The organism is Phenylobacterium sp. (assembly GCF_036264965.1).
Taxonomy (GTDB): domain Bacteria; phylum Pseudomonadota; class Alphaproteobacteria; order Caulobacterales; family Caulobacteraceae; genus Phenylobacterium.
Map to the genome: position 1 here is coordinate 1 of NZ_DATAPY010000085.1, position 17,007 is coordinate 17,007.

Consider the following 17,007-nt stretch of genomic DNA (forward strand, 5'->3'; position numbering starts at 1 on the left):
CACGGCCTATCTAGACACCTCAGCGACGGTACGCTGGATGAAGTGACGGTTACCACCAACGGCTCTCAGCTCGCTCGCTTTGCCTCCGAACTTGCGGATTGCGGGGTCAGACGCGTCAACGACTCCCTCGATACGCTCGACCCGGACAAGTTTCGCCAAGTCACGCGCTGGGGCGATCTGAAAGCCGTTCTTGCCAGCCTCGACGCCGCCTCCGCTGCGGGGCTGAAGGTCAAGATCAATACAGTCGCCTTGAAGGGTTTCAACGAGGAAGAAGCTCTGGATCTGGTCAAATGGGCGCATGGGCGCGGTTTCGATCTGACCTTCATCGAGGTGATGCCGCTCGGGGACATGGAGCGCGACCGAGCGGATCAATTCCTGCCCTTGACGGAATTGCGCGGCCAGCTCCAAGAATCGCTGACCCTGATCCCTTCGACTTACGCCACCGGCGGCCCGGCGCGCTATTACGACATTCAGGAAACGGGGGGACGGCTCGGGTTCATCACCCCGCTCACGCACAACTTCTGCGAAAGCTGCAATCGGGTGCGCGTCACCTGCACCGGCACGCTCTATATGTGCCTGGGTCAAGAGGACGCGGTCGATTTGCGCGAGCCGCTTCGCCGCTCCGCTTCCAACGGTCCGCTGATGGAGGCGATCCGCGGTGGGATAAAGCGTAAACCCAAAGGCCATGATTTCGTCATCGCCCGATCGGCCGCGCCCGCCGTTCACCGCCATATGAACGCGACCGGCGGCTGACAACGCTTATTTTTTGTGAGCGATCGGCTGGCAGGGACCGCTTCCCCGCGCTATATCAATCGCGTGAAGGCGGGGACCTTGACTCTCCGCTCCTATGAGGACCCAGCGCTATGGCGAATGCTCGCGAACGGATCGAGAAGCTTATCTCGGAAAATCCGGTTGTCCTATTCATGAAGGGGACGCCTGAATTTCCGCAATGCGGGTTTTCCGGCCAAGTCATCCAGATCCTGGAGTATATCGGCGCGCCGGTCGTAGGCGTGAACGTGCTCGAGGACGCAGACATTCGCCAGGGCGTCAAGGAATACGCCAATTAGCCGACGATTCCCCAGCTTTACGTTAAGGGTGAGTTCGTGGGCGGGTGCGACATCGTCCGCGAGATGTTCCAGTCGGGCGAACTGAAGACCCTGCTCGACGAAAAGGGCCTGCTGGCGGCCTGATGGCGTCCGGCGCGCTGCTTGAGCCGCCGCCCGGGCGCAAGGTCTTCCGGCTGACCTTCCAGCCGACCCCTGCCGACATCGACGACAATGGCCATGTGAACAACGTGGTCTATCTGCGCTGGGCGCAGGACCTGGGCGTCGCCCATTGGCGCAGCGTCGCGCCCGCCGAGGCGCAGGCGACCTGGGCCTGGGTCGCCCTGCGTCACGAGATCGACTACCGCCGCGCCCTGATGCCTGGGGAGGCCGGCCACGGCCGCACCTGGGTCTCCGACACCGTCGAGGGCCCGCGCTTCGACCGCTTCATCCGCATCGACGCCGCCCCAGATGGCAAAGGGGACGGCGCCATGTGCGCCCAGGTGAAGACCACCTGGGTGCTGATCGAACAGGCCACCGGCCGGCCGAAGCGCGTGCCGCCCTGGATGGTGGAGCTGTTCGCCTAGCCCATCCCCATCAGTGTTGGGGCTTCAGCTTGCGGTCGAAGAAGTCGAGCGTGGCGTGGGTGCGGTGGATCATCGGCCGCGAGGTCCAGCCCGTGCGGTGGCGCAGGCCCGGATAGGTCATCATCTCGAACGGGATGCCCTTGCCCTGCAGGGTGGCCAGGACGCGGGTCGAGTTCTCGAAGATGACGTTGTCGTCGGCCATGCCGTGGATCAGCAGCAGGCTGCCCGGTTTCAGGTTGGCGAGCCGCGAGATCACCTGGCTGTCGCGATAGCCGATCGGATTGTCCTTGGGCGTGCCCATGTAGCGCTCGGTGTAGGCGGTGTCGTAGAGCGTCCAGTCGGTGACCGGCGCCCCGGCCACGCCCGCCGCGAACGGGCCACCCGGCACGGTCAGCAGCATCAGCGTCATGTAGCCGCCGTTGGAAAAGCCGGTGACGCCCAGATGGTCGCCGTCCACGAACGGCAGGGTCTTGAGGTAGGCGGCGCCCGCCAGCTGGTCCTCGACATCCGGCCCGCCGGTCTTGCGGTCGAGCGCGGTCTTGAAGGCCACGGAACGGTTGGGCGTGCCGCGGTTGTCGAGGGCGAAGAGGATGTAGCCGGCGTCCAGCAGCACCTGATCGGCCGGCGAGGCCCAGTGCTTCTCCACCAGGGCCGAGGCCGGACCGCCGTAGACCTGCACGATCACCGGGTACTTCCTGGCCGGATTGAAGCCGGCGGGCTTGCGCATCATCCAGTGCAGGGTCTGGCCGTCGGAGGCCTTGAGGGTCCCGAACTCGGGCGTCGAGAGGCGGTCGTGGTAGGGCCAGAACGGATGGTGCGCGTTGAGCGGGTTCTCCTCGATCCAGCGGACCAGGGTCCCGTCGGCCTTGTAGAAGCCGGTGCGCGGCGGGGTCTTGGGGTCCGAATAGCTGCCGGCGAAGGCGCCGCCGGACTTGGCCACGTCGGCGCTCCACCAGCCGCCCGCAGGCGTCAGGGCCTTGGGCTCACCCGGCTTCAGCCAGGAGACCTCATAGAGCCGCCGCTCGATCGGGGTGTCCTTGCTGGCCCCGAAGATCGCCACATGGCGCGCCTCGTCGATCCCCTCCAGATCCGCCACCGGCCAGTCGCCGTGGGTGATCTGGCGGATCAGCTTGCCGTCGCCGGCGTAGAGATAGAGGTGCTTGTTCCCGTCCCGCTCCGATGACCAGAGGAATGCGCCGTCCTTCAGCGGCTTCATGTCCTCGCTTAAGGCCACCCAGTGCGGGCTGGTCTCGCTGAGGATCACGTGGCTCGCGCCCGTCGCCGGATCGACCGCCAGGACGTCCAGCTGCTTCTGGTCACGGGTCAGGCGCTGGACATAGAGCGTCTTGCCGTCCTTCGCCCAGTTGGCGCGGCCCAGGTAGATGTCCGTGCTGGGGCCCAGGTCGACCTTCACGCGCGCGCCCGTCGCCACGTCCGCCACATAGAGTTCGACCACCGCATTGGGCCGCCCGACCCGCGGATAGCGTTGATGGACGATGGTCCCGCCCTCCGCGCCGATGTCGACGCGGTCGATGACGTCGACGCCCGACTGATCGACATGGGTCAGCGCGATCTTCGTCTCGTCCGGCGACCACCAGTAGCCGGTGAAGCGGTGCAGCTCCTCCTGGGCGATGAACTCCGCGGTGCCCCAGCTCTTCAGTTCGGTCCCGCCGGCGGTCAGCGCCCGCTCGGCCCCGCCGGCTGTCAGCGGCATGAGGTAGAGGTTGTCGTCGCGGACGTAGGATGCAAAGCCGCCCTTGGGCGAGATCTTGCCGTCGATCTCGTCGCCCGGCGTGTTGGTCAGCCGCCGCGCTGCGCCGCTCGCGCGCTCGTAGAGCCAGAGATCGCCCTGCACCGGCGCCAGGATGTACTTGCCCTCATCATCCCAGTGGTACTCGACCACGCCGCGGCTGCGCAGGCCCAGGCGCTCGCGGCGGCTCTTCTCGGCCTCGGAGAGTTCGTGGTGCTCGGGCGACAGCGCGCGGCCGTCGATCAGCACGCGGGGCTCGCCGCCCGACACGTCGGCGATCCACAGGTCGTTGACGTCCACGTCGTCGGCCTTGGCCTTCAGATAGGTCACCGCCGAGCCATCGGGCGCGAGCGCCACGCCGCGCGCCTGGGGCCCGGACAGGTCGGGGCTGGCGAACACCCGCTCGGGCGTCAGGATTTCGGCGTGGGCGACAGACAAGGTCATGGCGGCGGCCACCGTGGCGATGAAGAGCTTCATGGAATCCCCGACGAGTACGGAGGCGACCTGACCGCAACGGCGGGCTCTTGCCAAGGGCCTCGGCGGCTAGCGGCCGATCATCGGATTGAGCAGGAACAGGGGCGTCCGCGGCGCGAGTCCGAGTTCGGCCCAGGTGAAGGCGACCTCGGCCTGTCCAGGCGCCGTCTTGCAGACATCCACGTGCTTGCGCGCGAAGGCCAAGCTTACCTCGCCAGCGCGCCGGTCCACATAGAAGGCGAAGTCGGGCCTCGCCGTGCAGCCGCCGGACGCCACGCGGATCGTCAGGCCCTCACGCCCCGTCTCGACCGCGTAGAGCGGCTCAAGCTCGGGCAAAGGCCCGGGCGCGGCCGCCGGTGGCGCTACGGTCGCACAGCCGCCGAGCGCGAGGGCGGCCAGAACGAAGCACCTACGATCCATCCCCGCACTCCGCCACAGGCCTTCTCAAAGCAAAAGGGGGCAAAGCAAAAGGCCCGGGATCGCTCCCGGGCCTTCGCATCGCCTTCGAGGTTTTTGTCCTTAGGAGGCGTAGAATTCGATGACGAGGTTGGGTTCCATCTTCACCGGATAGGGCACTTCGGCCAGTTCCGGCATGCGGATGTACTTGGCGCTCATGCCCTTGGTGTCGACCTCGACGTAGTCGGGGGTGTCGCGTTCCGGCGACTGCAGGGCTTCCAGCACGAGCGCCATGTTGCGCGACCGCTCGCGCACCGAGACCACGTCGCCGGGCTTCACGCGGTAGGACGGGATATTGACGCGCTTGCCGTTCACCAGCACGTGGCCGTGGTTGACGAACTGACGGGCCGCGAAGGGGGTCGGGACGAACTTGGCGCGATAGACCACCGCGTCCAGGCGGCTTTCCAGCAGGGCGATCAGGTTCTCGGAGGTGTTGCCCTTACGGCGCGCGGCCTCTTCGTAGATCTTGCTGAACTGCTTTTCGGTCAGGTTGCCGTAGTAGCCCTTCAACTTCTGCTTGGCGCGCAGCTGCAGACCGAAGTCGGAGACCTTCTGCTTGCGGCGCTGACCATGCTGGCCGGGGCCGTAGGCGCGCTTGTTGATCGGGGATTTCGGGCGACCACAGATGTTTTCGCCCATCCGGCGGTCTAGTTTGTACTTGGCGCTATGGCGCTTGGACATATGCTTCTCTTCTTCGACCCGAGCCGGCGCTTCCGTAGATGAAAGCGCGATCTCAACGGCGGCGTTCGCGTCAACCCGTCATAGCTCCGCGACCGGCAAGCCGGCTGCGAAGAAGTCGGCGTGTATGCCCATCCGCCCTGTCGGAGTCAACCTTTAGAGGCGCGTGAGGGGCGGCGCGCGCCAGCGGCCGTCGAGCAGTTCCGCCTTCGCCAGATAGGCCCGCAGGCTGATGGTGAAAGGCCCCTTGGCCGGCGCCGGCAGCCAGTTGGAGGTCTTCTCCCCGCCCGGATCGTTGCGGCCGATCCAGATATCCAGGGACCCGTCGGGATTCTTCTTCAGGCCCGGACTACGGTCGCCGATGGAAAAGCGGTTCAGCGCGTTCTCGGTCAGGAAGAACTGCCCGTCGGACGTCGCCTCGTACATGGTGATCGACCAAAAGCTGTCGACGGGCGGCAACTTTCCCGCGGCGAAGCTCAACCGATAGTTCCCGCCCAGCATGGTTCCCGGCCCGCCATCGCCCACCGGACGCAGATACATGGCCTCGACCGGCGGCAGGGCCGCCAGGCCGCCCAGGGCGACCACCGCGCGGAAGTCGTAGTCCTGGCCCCAGACGCCGATATCGCCGCGCGGATAGGTCCACCCGGCGACGATATTGGGGGCCGAGCGCCGCGCGGCGCTTGGCAAGGCCTCCGCGACACCGGCCTCGATCTCGCGGATCGCCGCAGCGTCCAGCTTGGCCGGGTCGAACCCGCCGCCGGGCTTCAGGCCCAGGGCCGCGATCCGCGCCAGCACCACGCCGTCGACCGCCGGCGGCGGATCGGCGATCAACAGCGCCTGGGCGGAGGTGAAATAGTCCTTCCAGGACGATTTCCTGGTCGCATAGGCCCGCGGCGGCGGGGTCTTGGGGCCCGTCAGTACGAAGCGGTCCTGCAGGGCGTGCGCCGCCGCAAGATCCGCCGGACCGTCGCTCAGGATGCGCACCAGCAGCCAGGCATGCGGCGTTGAACAGCGGACGATATTCGGCCCCGACCCCGGCTGGCCGGGCCCCACGATCGTATAGCGGCCGCCGCCATTGCCGGTGGTGCGCGTGCCCAGGATCGCGTCGTTGTCGCTGTACATATTGAGCAGCGCCACCGAGACGTAGCGGTCGCTGGGCGGGATGGTCAGGGTCAACGGCCCCTTGGTCAGGTCCAGCCAGGCGCTGGAATAGAGCGTGTCGTTGTTGGGCGTGGTGATCGTGCGGTTCTTGTCGGTGGTCAGCTTCCGCGTCGGCTTGAGGAAGTTGAGCCCGGCAGGCTGACCCTCGCCGCTCTCGTGCAGCATGCGGTCGCGCGCCGCGGCCATCTCGATCAGGGGCAGGCAGTAGATGTAGGCCTCGCGCGCCGCGCCGCGCAGGTCGCCTGCCGCGGCCACGGCGCGGGCCGCCGGGACCAGGCCGATCGCCGCCGCCGCTGTCAGGATTTCCCGCCGATTCATCCGCACGCCCCCATTTTGCGGCGGACCTTGGTCCGGCGTCGCCGCAGCCCGCAACTCAGGCGGGTTCGATTTCCGGCAAGCGGAACTTATCGCGGCTCTGTCGCGCCCGTCCGACGGGCCAGCGCCCGGGCGGTTTCCTGCGCCTGGGCCCACCAGAGCTTGACCATCTCACCCGCCGCGCCGGGCCTGGCCAGGGTCACCGCCTGGCCGGCCCACAGCGACATCATCTCCGGGTCGCCCGCCTTGTCCGCGGCCGCGCGCATGGCCTGGCTCAGGCGGTTCTGCACCGGATAGGCGGGGACCTCCTCCTGCACGGCGGCCATCTCGCGCACGAAGCGGTTCTCCAGGCCCCGGGCGTAGCGGCCGGAGAAGGCCCGCGTCAGCCGCGTGGCGTCGTCCGGCGCCTCGCGCAGGGCTTTCTGCCAGGTCGCGCCGTTGATCGCCTCATCGGCCAGCAGGAAGGCGCTGCCCATCTGCACCGCGCTGGCGCCCAACGCGAGCGCCGCGGCCACGCCGCGTCCATCCATGATCCCGCCGGCGGCGATCACAGGCACGTCCACCGCCTGCAGCACAGTCGCCACGAGTGCCATGGTCCCCACCGACGAGGCCTCGATCCCCTCCAGGAAGTAGGCGTGATGACCGCCGGCCTCGAAGCCCTGGGCGCAGATGCCGTCCGCGCCGACCTCGGCCCAGGCCTTCGCCTCGGCCACGGTGTTGGCGGTCCCGACCACATAGCTTCCGGCAGCGTGAAGGGCGTCGACCTGGGCCTTGGTCAGGATCGCGAAGCTGAACGACGCCACCGGCGGCGCGGCCCGCGTCAGCGCCTGCAGCTGGGCGTCGAAGTCCTGGGAGAAGCGGTTCGGATGATCCGGGACCTCCAGGCCCAGCTCGGCGTACCATCGCGTGAGGCGGGCCAAGGCGGTGCCCACCTCCGCCGGCTCCGGCCGCGCCGGCGGCGCCATGAGCAGGTTAACCCCGAAGGGCGCATCGGTCCGCGCCCGGATGGCGTCGATGACGGCGCCCATCTCGTCCGGCGCGACGCCGGCCGCGGCGAGGGACCCCATGGCGCCGGCCTCGCTGACCGCCACGGCCATGGCGTCGAAGCTCGCCCCCGCCATGGGCGCCTGCAGGATCGGGATCGGCAGGCTTTCCAGCAGCTTCGCGAAACTCATTTAAACTTCTCCCCGCTCCGCCTTCTGTTTCGCGAGTTTGGCCAGCACCCGGCCGCGGCCCCTGGACAGCGCCGTCACCACGCCGCGCAGGGTGCGGACCTCCTGTACCGACAGATGCGCCTTGCCCAACGCCGAGCGCAGGTTCTGCACCATGGACGGCCGCTTTTCCGGAGGGTGGAAAAAGCCCGCCTCGTCCAGCTCGCCCTCCAGATGCTCGAAGAGGCCCAGCATCGCCGCGCCGTCGGCGGGCGGGAAGGTCTCGCGGAAGATCGCCGGCGCGGCCTCTTCTTGCGTCAGCCGCCACTCGTAGGCGTTGATCGCCACCGCCTGGGCGAGGTTCAGCGAGCGGAACTTCATGTCGATGGGCAGCGTCACCACCGCCTGGCAGAGCGCGATATCGGCGGTCTCCAGCCCGGCGCGCTCGGCTCCGAACAGCAGGCCCACCCGCTCGCCCTCGCCGACCGCCTGGGCGAGCCGGGCCATGGCGACGCGCGGCGTCAGGATCGGCAGCTGCAGCTCGCGGGGTCGCGCGGTCGTCGCATAGACCCGCTGCAGGTCGGCAATGGCGTCCTCAACGCTGGTGAACAGCCGCGCGGCGTTCAGCGGCCAGTCGGCGCCAGACGCGGAGGCCCAGGCGCGTTCCTGCGGCCAGCCGTCGCGCGGATTGATCAGCCGCAACTCGGCCAGTCCGAAGTTCGCCATCACGCGCGCCGCCGCGCCGATGTTCTCTGCGAGCTGTGGCGCGTTCAGGATAATGACAGGTGCGGCAGGAGAGGCTTCAGCCATGGGCTGGTTACAATCGCTTGGCGGCGCGAGCGCAAGTCTCCCTGCGGGAATGGGCCGCCGCGAAGTGCTGATCGCCGGCGGCGGCCTGGTGCTGGCGGGCTGCCACCAGAACAACTCCCTCACCGCCTCGCGCACGCCGCGGCTCGATATGAAGCGGCTGGACACCGAGGTCTCCGCCATCGCCGCCCGCGCCGCGCCGGGTGTCCTGGGCTTCGGGCTGATGAACCTGGAGAGCGGCGAGTTCTGGGTGCGGTTGGGCGACCGGACCTTCCCCATGCAGAGCGTCTTCAAACTGCCCCTGGGCGCGGCGGTGCTGGGCCAGGTGGACGCCGGACTTTTGAGCCTCGGCGAGACGCTGAAGATCGAAGCTGAGGACCTGTCGCCGTCCTGGTCGCCGATCGCCGACGCCTGGCCGGGACGCGACGCCTATACGGTGCAGGAGCTGCTGGAGGCGGCGGTCGCCAACAGCGACAACACCGCCGCGGACCTGCTGATGAAGCGCATCGGCGGGCCGGGTGTGGTCTCGGCCTGGCTGCAGGACAAGAACATCTACGAGGTCCGCGTCGACCGATACGAGCGCGAGATCCAGCCGGACGTCTACGGCATGGCCTCCTTCCGCCCCGCCTGGAAGGGCGACGCCGCGTTCAACGCCGCCAAGGCCACGGTGCCGCCGGAACGCCGCCGCACCGCCATGCTGGCCTATATGGCCGACCCGCGGGACTCGGCGACGCCGCGCGGCATGCTGGGCTTCCTGCGACGCCTGGACGAAGGCGAGCTGATCTCGCCGGCCTCCAGCGCGCGCCTCCTGACCATCATGCTGAGCACGCCGCGCGGGGCGGACCGGCTGAAGGCGGGCCTGCCGAAGGACGCGCGCTTCGCCCATAAGATGGGCACCTCGGGCACGGACCAGGGCCTGAACGCCGCCTTCAACGATGTGGGCATCTTCACCCTGGCCGACCGGCGCAGCTATGCGATCGCGGCCTTCCTGACCGGCTCGACAGCCTCCGACGCTGAGCGCGCGGCCCTGTTCGCGCAGCTGGGCCACACCGCGGCGCACAGCGTGGGATAGGAACACGCTTCCGGGCCCTCTACACGATGGGCGAGCGCGAAACGGGCGTCTGTGAGAGGCTGAGGCATCGGCCGTGGCCAGCTGTGGACGGCAGGGGGAGACGGGCATGGGTTTTGGGAGACTCGCGGCGGTACTCGCCGGAGCGTGGCTGGGTCTCGCGTTCGCCGGCGCGCCCTGCGTGGCCACCGCCCAGCCGAGCCCACCGGCGGGGAGCGCCGAGCTCTTCCCAGCTCTCACCGGCCCCTATGCGGTGGGCGTGGTCGACCTCGCCATCACCGATCCGAGCCGGCGCGAGGTATTCGGCCCGTTGCCGGGCGGCCCGCGGGAACTGGGCCTTGTCGTCTGGTACCCGGCCACCCGGGCGGAGGGCCGGCGTTCGCCCATCTGGCGCAAGCCCGAGGTAATCCTGCCCGCCTACGCCAAGGCAATGGGCTATCCACCAGCGGTGGCTGACGCCTTTCGCAGCCAACAGAGCCACGCCTATGAAGCCGCCCCCGTCGCCCGCGCCCGGCGCTTCCCCGTCATCATCTTCAGCCACGGCTACGCCCAGGGGTTCGCCGCGCAGAACACAGCGCTGTGCGAGGACCTCGCGAGCCACGGCTATGTCGTGGTCTCGATCGGTCACACCTACGAAAGCTTTGTTAGCCTGCTGAAGGACGGGAAGGTCGCGGGCGCCGACACGAACCAGATCAAGTCTTTCGGCGATGAACTACGCACGCTGGCGACGCCCCTCGGAACGCCAACGGCCGCCCCGCTGGAGCAGACCGATGACGTCCGCCTCGCCCGGCAGATCGCCAGCGGCCCAATCGTGGACCGTTCCCTCGACGTCTGGATCAAGGATACCCGCTTCGTCGTGGATCAGCTCCCGAGGTTGGATCGAGCCGGCGCGCCGGCCCAACTGGTCGGAGCCATGGACACGCGTCAAATCATCTTCATCGGAATGTCGTTCGGTGGCGCCGTGGCCCCGCTCGCCTGCGCGGAAGACGACCGCTGCAAGGCCGCTATCAATCTGGACGGCGACCAATTCGGCCACTTCAAGGCGCCGCTCGCCAAGCCCGTGCTCTTCATGACCAGGACCGACGACCGCGACGACAATTATGGCGTCTTCGGTCAGGCGAAGGGCCCCGCGGCCTACGTCGTCGTCCCAGGCTCAGCACACTTCGACTTCACCGACCTTCCGCTCATCACCCACCCCGGCCCGCCCGCGAAACCGGGCGGCCCCATCGAAGGCCGCCGCATGGTGGCGCTGGTGGCAGACTTCAGCCGGACCTTCCTCGACGAGGTGGTCAAGCACGACGGAGAAGCCCGGCTTGCCGATGTGAAGGGCCGCTTTCCCGAGGTTGTGATGACTGTGGAGGGCAAGCTCCAGTGAGGCTCCTGCGGCGAAGCTCCGGTGAAGCGATCCACGCGGGACCGCGAGATGTGGCGGTCGATTGGGGGAGCCGCCGCTGAGGTCCGCATCACCCATCTCGGGCATTCTCGGAGTCCGCCCTTGGGCTGTCCCGCCCCGCGCGAGCACCCCGTCTTTGGCCGGATCAACATGCGGCCGCGGGCCGTTTCGGGCCTTCGCCGCGTCGAGCCTTTGCGTCCGCGCCGCCGAAGGCTATTAGGGCGCCCAACCCTAGTTTCGCGCGGAGCGCCTGCCCCACATGGCAAAGATCAAAGTCGCCAACCCGGTCGTCGATATCGACGGGGACGAGATGACCCGCATCATCTGGCAGTGGATCAAGGACAAGCTGATCTTCCCCTTCCTCGATATCGAGCTCGACTATTACGACCTCGGCATGGAGCACCGCGACGCCACCGACGACCAGGTGACCATCGACGCCGCCGAGGCGATCCAGCGGCACGGCGTGGGCGTCAAATGCGCCACCATCACCCCGGACGAGGCGCGGGTGAAGGAATTCGGCCTCAAGCAGATGTGGAAGTCGCCGAATGGCACGATCCGCAACATCCTGGGCGGCGTCGTCTTCCGCGAGCCGATCATCTGCAAGAACGTGCCGCGCCTGGTGCCGGGCTGGACCCAGCCGATCATCATCGGCCGTCACGCCTTCGGTGACCAATACCGCGCCACCGACTTCCGGGTTCCCGGCCCGGGCAAGCTGACGGTCACCTGGGAAGGGACCAACGGCGACAAGATCGAGCGCGAGGTGTTCAACTACCCCGGCTCCGGCGTCGCGATGACGATGTACAACCTCGACGATTCGATCCGGGACTTCGCCCACGCTTCGTTCGGCTACGCCCTGGCGCGCAAATATCCGCTCTATCTCTCGACCAAGAACACCATCCTCAAGGCCTATGACGGGCGCTTCAAGGACATCTTCCAGGAAGTCTATGACGCGGCCTACGTCGACCAGTTCAAGGCCGCCGGCCTAACCTACGAGCACCGGCTGATCGACGACATGGTGGCCGCGGCCATGAAGTGGTCGGGCGGCTACGTCTGGGCCTGCAAGAACTACGACGGCGACGTGCAGTCCGACACGGTGGCGCAGGGCTTCGGCTCACTCGGCCTGATGACGTCGGTGCTGATCACCCCGGACGGCAAGGTGATGGAGGCCGAGGCCGCCCACGGCACGGTCACCCGCCACTACCGCCAGCACCAGCGCGGCGAGGCCACGTCCACCAACTCCATCGCCTCGATCTTCGCCTGGACCCAAGGGCTGAAGCACCGCGCCAAGCTGGACAACACCCCCGAGCTCGCCCACTTCGCCGACACCCTGGAAAAGGTCTGTGTGTCGACCGTCGAAAGCGGCGCCATGACCAAGGACCTGGCGCTCCTGGTCGGCGACACCCAGGGCTGGCTGACCACCGAGGGCTTCATCGACAAGGTGGCGGCGAACCTGGAGAAGGCGCTGGCGGCCTAAGGCGCGCGAAGCCCGTTCGCGGAATCCGGACCAGGTCATCAGTTCGTTCTTGCTTCGTTCCGCTCGCGCGATATCGTGGCGGCGGATCGGAAAGGGACGAACATGACCATCGGCTACATCACCATCGGCTACGGCGACGAGACCCAGGCGGTGGCGTTCTACGACGCCGTGCTGGGCGCCATCGGCTATGAACGCGGGCCGGTCGAGGGCGGCTGGGCCTTCTACGGCAAGGGCGATGCGCCGGGCGTCGGGCTCTGCAAGCCCTTCGACGGCCAGGCGGCGCGCGGCGGCAATGGGGCCATGACCGGCTTCAAGACCGATACCCAGGATCAAGTGAAGGCAGCCTACGCCGCGGCGCTCGCCAACGGCGGGACCGACGACGGCGCGCCGGGCTTTCGGCCGCCGGAAGCGACCAGCGGCTTCTATGGCGCCTACGTCCGCGACGCGGTCGGCAACAAGCTCTGCCTCTACGCGACGATGGGCTAGGCGGCCGTAATCATCGCCTTGGCGGCGGCGAGGCCCTCGGCGGCCTTGGCGCCGTCGGGCGCGCCGCCCTGGGCGAAGTCGGGCCGGCCGCCCGCACCCTGGCCGCCCAGCGCCTGCACGGCCGACTTGGCGATCTCGACGGCATTGTTGGCGGCCTGGGCCGAGCCGGTGACCGCGACGGTGACGGCGGCTTTACCCTCGGCGGTTCCCACCAGGACGATCACCCCGTTGGGAAGCTGCTTCTTGAACTCCTCGGCGATGGGTCGGAGGTCCTTGCCGCCGACGCCGTCCATGATCCGCGCCAGCACCAGGACCCCGCCGATCTCCTCAGGACCGGCCGCCACGCCGCCGCCGGATCCGCCGCCCATGGCGAGCTGGCGCTTGGCGTCGCCGAGCTCCTTCTCCAGCTGCCGGCGCTGGGCCTCCAGCGCCGCGACCCGCGTCGGGACTTCGGCGACCGGGACCTTGAACTGATCGGCGAGCCCCTTGGCCACGGCGGCCTGGTCCAGCAGCCAGCGGCGCGCGCTTTCGCCAGTCAGCGCCTCGATGCGGCGCACGCCCGCCGCGACGCCCTGCTCCTGGACGATCTTGAACAGCGCGATGTCGCCGGTGCGCGCCACATGGGTGCCGCCGCACAGTTCGACCGAGTAGGCGCCCTGCCCGTCCAGAGACTCGCCGAGCGTCAGCACGCGCACGGTCTCGCCGTACTTCTCGCCGAACAGCGCCATGGCGCCGGCGGCCATGGCCTCCTTCGGCGCCATGAGCTGGGTTTCGGCCGGCAGGTTCTGGCGCACCACCGCGTTCACCTCGGCCTCGATGCGGTCGATCTCGTCGGGCGTCACGGGCGCGCCGTGGCTGAAGTCGAAGCGGATGCGCTCGCCGTCGACCATCTGGCCCTTCTGGGTGACATGGGGCCCTAGGACATTCCGCAGCGCCGCGTGCAGCAGGTGGGTCGCGGAGTGGTTGGCCCGCGTCTGGGCGCGCCGCTCGGCGTCGACCGCTAGCCGCACGCGCACGCCGGGCGCAAGGGCGCCTTCGAGGATCTCCAGGTCGTGGACGAAGAGGTCGCCGGCCTGCTTCTGGACGTCGGTGACGCGCGCGCGCCCCCTCGTTCCGTCAGGCATGGCCCACTCCACTTCGCCCTGGTCGCCGGCCTGGCCGCCGCTCTCGGCGTAGAAGGGGGTGCGGTCGAACACTGCCTGGACCTGGGCGCCGGCCACGGCGCCGTCGATCTCGCGGCCGTCTTCCACCAAGGCCAGCAGCTCGCCGGTGATCTCGATCGCCTCGTAGCCGACGAAGGCCGTGGGGCCCAGCCGGTCGCGGATGGCGAACCATTCGCCCGCGGCGGCCACCTGGCCCGAGCCGGTCCAGGCCTCGCGGGCCATGTCGCGCTGGCGGGACATGGCCGCGTCGAAGCCGTCGAGATCGACGGTGAGGCCCTTGGCGCGCACCGCATCCTGGGTCAGGTCGAGGGGGAAGCCGTAGGTGTCGTAGAGCTTGAAGGCTGTCTCACCGGACAGCACGTCGCCTTCGCTCAAGGCCGCGGTGGCCTCGTCGAGCAGGCTCATCCCGCGGCCCAGCGTGCGGCGGAAGCGTTCCTCCTCCTGGCGCAGGGTGTCGACGATGGCGGGCTCGGCGCGCTTCAGCTCCGGGAAGTGATCGCCCATCTCGGCGATCAGGGTCGGCGCCAGGCGGTGCATCAGGGGATCGGCGGCGCCCAGCAGGTGGGCGTGGCGCATGGCGCGCCGCATGATCCGGCGCAGCACATAGCCGCGGCCCTCGTTCGACGGCGTCACGCCGTCGGCGATCAGGAAGCTGGACGAGCGCAGATGGTCGGCGATCACCCGGTGCGACGGACCGTTGGACGCCCCGCCCTCCCCACCCACCAGCTCGCGGCTGGCGGCGATGAGCGCGCGGAACAGGTCGATATCGTAGTTGTCGTGCACGCCCTGCAGCACCGCGGCGATGCGCTCCAGGCCCATGCCGGTGTCGATCGAGGGCTTCGGCAGGTTCGTGCGGTCGCCGTTGGCCAACTGCTCGTACTGCATGAAGACCAGGTTCCAGATCTCCACGAACCGGTCGCCGTCCTCGTCCGGGCTGCCGGGCGGGCCGCCGGGGATGTGGGCGCCGTGGTCGTAGAAGATCTCCGAGCAGGGACCGCAGGGGCCGGTGTCGCCCATCGACCAGAAGTTGTCGGCGGTGGCGATGCGGATGATCTTGCCGTCCGGCAGGCCGGCGATCTTCTTCCAGAGGCCATGGGCCTCATCGTCCTCGGCGTAGACCGTGACCAGCAGCTTGTCGACCGGCAGCTCGAACTCCTTGGTGAGCAGCTCCCAGGCGTATTCGATGGCGCCGGCCTTGAAGTAGTCGCCGAACGAGAAGTTCCCCAGCATCTCGAAGAAGGTGTGGTGGCGGGCGGTATAGCCGACGTTGTCCAGGTCGTTGTGCTTGCCGCCGGCGCGGACGGATTTCTGGGAGGACGTCGCGCGCGGCCAGGGCGCGGCTTCGGCGCCGGTGAAGTAGTTCTTGAACGGCACCATGCCGGCGTTGACGAACAGCAGGGTCGGGTCGTTCTGCGGCACCAGGGGCGCCGAGGCGACGATCGCGTGATCCTTCCGCTGGAAGTAGTCCAGGAAGTGGCTGCGGATCTGGTTCAGGCTCTGCATCGGTCTTGGCGTTTCACTTGAACTTGGGACGCCGGCGGCGTCGCGGCTTCGTCGGGTTCGGAACCCTATTTGGGAACCGGTGGTCCGTTTACGAAACTGAGCCGGTCGCGCAAAGGAAAAGGACGCCCGGGCGAACCCGGACGTCCTCGCTTCCGATGCCGCGCGCCGGCGCGGGGTTGCGCCACGGGCCCTCTGGCGGGGTGGCCCGTCGCGAATGCGGCGCGCGGCAGGGAAACCCCTCAGGCCGCTGCAGCCGCGTCTATTCGTCTTCCGGCTCGGGGCCGCCGACGAGCAGCTCCTCGGCGATGACCGCCTTGGCGCCGCGGACGGCTTTTTCGATGTCGCCCGCGATGTCGGGATTGGCTTTCAGGAACTCGCGGACATTGTCGCGGCCCTGGCCGATGCGCTGGCTGGCGTAGGAGAACCAGGAGCCGGACTTCTCGATCACGCCGGCCTTGACGCCCAGGTCGATGATCTCGCCCAGCTTGGAGATGCCCTCGCCGTACATGATGTCGAACTCGACCTCGCGGAACGGCGGGGCGACCTTGTTCTTGACCACCTTCACGCGGACGTTGTTGCCGATGATCTCGTCGGCCCGCTTCACAGAGCCGGTGCGGCGGATGTCCAGGCGCACCGAGGCGTAGAATTTCAGCGCATTGCCGCCGGTCGTGGTCTCCGGCGAGCCGTACATGACGCCGATCTTCATGCGGATCTGGTTGATGAAGATCACCAGGGTGTGGGTCTTGGAGATCGAGGCGGTGAGCTTGCGCAGCGCCTGGCTCATCAGGCGGGCTTGAAGACCTGGCAGGCTGTCGCCCATCTCGCCCTCGATCTCGGCCCGCGGCGTCAGCGCCGCCACCGAGTCGATGACGATGACGTCGACGGCGCCCGAGCGCACCAGGGTGTCGGTGATCTCCAGGGCCTGCTCGCCCGTATCCGGCTGCGAGACCAGCAGGTCGTCCAGATTGACCCCCAGCTTGTGGGCGTAGGACGGATCCAGCGCATGCTCGGCGTCGACGAAGGCGGCGGTGCCGCCGGCCTTCTGCACCTCGGCCACCACGTGCAAGGCGAGCGTGGTCTTGCCTGAACTCTCCGGACCATAAATCTCGACGACCCGCCCCTTGGGCAGGCCACCGATGCCCAGGGCCAAGTCCAGGCCCAGGGAGCCGGTGGAGACGGACTCGATCTCGACGATCTTGCCCTTTTCGCCGAGCCTCATCACCGAGCCCTTGCCAAAGGCTTTGTCGATCTGGCTCAGCGCAGCGTCCAGCGCCCGCCGTTTATCCGCGTCATCACGTCCCACGAGTCTCAACACCGCCTGAGTCATCTGAATGAGCGTCCTTATCCCACGATTCTCGCCGCCACCCGGCCCCACTTCGCTCTCCGGCCTCAGACCGTGAACGAGACCCGATTGTGCACGTTTTGTTCCTGTTCGCAATATGTTCTTTTTTTAGCGGCGATGGGGATAAAGCTGGTGGAACGGTCATTACGTTTTGT

14 protein-coding genes and 1 pseudogene are annotated in these 17,007 nt (G+C 68.2%); 7 read left to right on the forward strand and 8 right to left on the reverse strand.

The window, feature by feature from the left end:
- The 3 genes and pseudogenes from VHS75_RS10700 to VHS75_RS10710 form a co-directional block, all read left to right on the forward strand.
- The coding region (locus VHS75_RS10700) for a GTP 3',8-cyclase MoaA (protein WP_329638603.1) at positions 1 to 753 on the forward strand (753 nt) is incomplete at its 5' end.
- Positions 754 to 863: 110 nt separating this feature from the next.
- Positions 864 to 1,190 (forward strand): annotated as a pseudogene (gene grxD / locus VHS75_RS10705) (Grx4 family monothiol glutaredoxin).
- Positions 1,190 to 1,630, forward strand: coding sequence for a thioesterase family protein (locus tag VHS75_RS10710; RefSeq protein ID WP_329638604.1), 441 nt, complete (start codon positions 1,190 to 1,192; stop codon positions 1,628 to 1,630). The pseudogene grxD and the gene VHS75_RS10710 overlap by 1 nt, the downstream one beginning before the upstream one ends.
- Positions 1,631 to 1,640: 10 nt before the next feature.
- On the opposite strand, the gene VHS75_RS10715 is transcribed toward VHS75_RS10710, so the two are convergent.
- From VHS75_RS10715 to VHS75_RS10740, 6 genes are all read right to left on the reverse strand, one after another.
- Positions 1,641 to 3,857, reverse strand: coding sequence for a S9 family peptidase (locus tag VHS75_RS10715; protein WP_329638605.1), 2,217 nt, complete (start codon positions 3,855 to 3,857; stop codon positions 1,641 to 1,643).
- A 66-nt stretch (positions 3,858 to 3,923) separates the two neighbouring features.
- Complete coding sequence (locus tag VHS75_RS10720) at positions 3,924 to 4,274, reverse strand: hypothetical protein (protein WP_329638606.1); 351 nt, start codon at positions 4,272 to 4,274, stop codon at positions 3,924 to 3,926.
- Between the two features lie 99 nt (positions 4,275 to 4,373).
- Complete coding sequence (gene rpsD, locus VHS75_RS10725) at positions 4,374 to 4,991, reverse strand: 30S ribosomal protein S4 (RefSeq protein ID WP_329638607.1); 618 nt, start codon at positions 4,989 to 4,991, stop codon at positions 4,374 to 4,376.
- Positions 4,992 to 5,144: 153 nt separating this feature from the next.
- The gene (locus VHS75_RS10730; RefSeq protein ID WP_329638608.1) at positions 5,145 to 6,467 is read right to left on the reverse strand and encodes a DUF1254 domain-containing protein; all 1,323 of its coding nucleotides are present in this window, start codon (positions 6,465 to 6,467) and stop codon (positions 5,145 to 5,147) included.
- Positions 6,468 to 6,553: 86 nt separating this feature from the next.
- Positions 6,554 to 7,639 carry an NAD(P)H-dependent flavin oxidoreductase gene (locus VHS75_RS10735; RefSeq protein WP_329638609.1) on the reverse strand — a complete coding sequence of 362 codons (1,086 nt, stop codon included), beginning with the start codon at positions 7,637 to 7,639 and terminating at the stop codon, positions 6,554 to 6,556.
- Positions 7,640 to 8,425 carry an RNA methyltransferase gene (locus VHS75_RS10740; protein WP_329638610.1) on the reverse strand — a complete coding sequence of 262 codons (786 nt, stop codon included), beginning with the start codon at positions 8,423 to 8,425 and terminating at the stop codon, positions 7,640 to 7,642.
- Here VHS75_RS10740 and bla point away from each other — a divergent pair.
- The 4 genes from bla (at position 8,424) to VHS75_RS10760 (ending at position 12,844) form a co-directional block, all read left to right on the forward strand.
- Complete coding sequence (gene bla / locus VHS75_RS10745) at positions 8,424 to 9,494, forward strand: class A beta-lactamase (RefSeq protein ID WP_329638611.1); 1,071 nt, start codon at positions 8,424 to 8,426, stop codon at positions 9,492 to 9,494. The two genes, VHS75_RS10740 and bla, sit on opposite strands and share 2 nt — an antisense overlap.
- Positions 9,495 to 9,600: 106 nt before the next feature.
- Positions 9,601 to 10,866 carry a hypothetical protein gene (locus VHS75_RS10750; protein ID WP_329638612.1) on the forward strand — a complete coding sequence of 422 codons (1,266 nt, stop codon included), beginning with the start codon at positions 9,601 to 9,603 and terminating at the stop codon, positions 10,864 to 10,866.
- A gap of 277 nt (positions 10,867 to 11,143) precedes the next feature.
- Positions 11,144 to 12,358, forward strand: a complete 1,215-nt coding sequence (locus VHS75_RS10755; protein WP_329638613.1) for an NADP-dependent isocitrate dehydrogenase — start codon at positions 11,144 to 11,146, stop codon at positions 12,356 to 12,358.
- Between the two features lie 102 nt (positions 12,359 to 12,460).
- Positions 12,461 to 12,844 (forward strand): VOC family protein, encoded by a 384-nt coding sequence (locus VHS75_RS10760; RefSeq protein WP_329638614.1) that lies wholly within the window; start codon positions 12,461 to 12,463, stop codon positions 12,842 to 12,844.
- Here the strand turns inward: VHS75_RS10760 and alaS are convergent.
- Both alaS and recA read right to left on the reverse strand, forming a co-directional pair.
- Entirely contained in the window at positions 12,841 to 15,510 is a 2,670-nt protein-coding gene (alaS, locus tag VHS75_RS10765) for an alanine--tRNA ligase (protein ID WP_329638615.1), read from the reverse strand. The two genes, VHS75_RS10760 and alaS, sit on opposite strands and share 4 nt — an antisense overlap.
- Positions 15,511 to 15,769: 259 nt before the next feature.
- The gene (gene recA / locus VHS75_RS10770) at positions 15,770 to 16,837 is read right to left on the reverse strand and encodes a recombinase RecA (RefSeq protein ID WP_329638616.1); all 1,068 of its coding nucleotides are present in this window, start codon (positions 16,835 to 16,837) and stop codon (positions 15,770 to 15,772) included.
- Between the last annotated feature and the right edge of the window lie 170 nt (positions 16,838 to 17,007).

Bases quoted from the DNA above. Each gene is read 5' to 3' on its own strand.
- VHS75_RS10710 (WP_329638604.1), top strand. From the start codon at position 1,190: ATGGCGTCCGGCGCGCTGCTTGAGCCGCCGCCCGGGCGCAAGGTCTTC.
- VHS75_RS10715 (WP_329638605.1), bottom strand. From the start codon at position 3,857: ATGAAGCTCTTCATCGCCACGGTGGCCGCCGCCATGACCTTGTCTGTC.
- VHS75_RS10720 (WP_329638606.1), bottom strand. From the start codon at position 4,274: ATGGATCGTAGGTGCTTCGTTCTGGCCGCCCTCGCGCTCGGCGGCTGT.
- rpsD (WP_329638607.1), bottom strand. From the start codon at position 4,991: ATGTCCAAGCGCCATAGCGCCAAGTACAAACTAGACCGCCGGATGGGC.
- VHS75_RS10730 (WP_329638608.1), bottom strand. From the start codon at position 6,467: ATGAATCGGCGGGAAATCCTGACAGCGGCGGCGGCGATCGGCCTGGTC.
- VHS75_RS10735 (WP_329638609.1), bottom strand. From the start codon at position 7,639: ATGAGTTTCGCGAAGCTGCTGGAAAGCCTGCCGATCCCGATCCTGCAG.
- bla (WP_329638611.1), top strand. From the start codon at position 8,424: ATGGGCTGGTTACAATCGCTTGGCGGCGCGAGCGCAAGTCTCCCTGCG.
- VHS75_RS10740 (WP_329638610.1), bottom strand. From the start codon at position 8,425: ATGGCTGAAGCCTCTCCTGCCGCACCTGTCATTATCCTGAACGCGCCA.
- VHS75_RS10750 (WP_329638612.1), top strand. From the start codon at position 9,601: ATGGGTTTTGGGAGACTCGCGGCGGTACTCGCCGGAGCGTGGCTGGGT.
- VHS75_RS10755 (WP_329638613.1), top strand. From the start codon at position 11,144: ATGGCAAAGATCAAAGTCGCCAACCCGGTCGTCGATATCGACGGGGAC.
- VHS75_RS10760 (WP_329638614.1), top strand. From the start codon at position 12,461: ATGACCATCGGCTACATCACCATCGGCTACGGCGACGAGACCCAGGCG.
- alaS (WP_329638615.1), bottom strand. From the start codon at position 15,510: ATGCAGAGCCTGAACCAGATCCGCAGCCACTTCCTGGACTACTTCCAG.
- recA (WP_329638616.1), bottom strand. From the start codon at position 16,837: ATGACTCAGGCGGTGTTGAGACTCGTGGGACGTGATGACGCGGATAAA.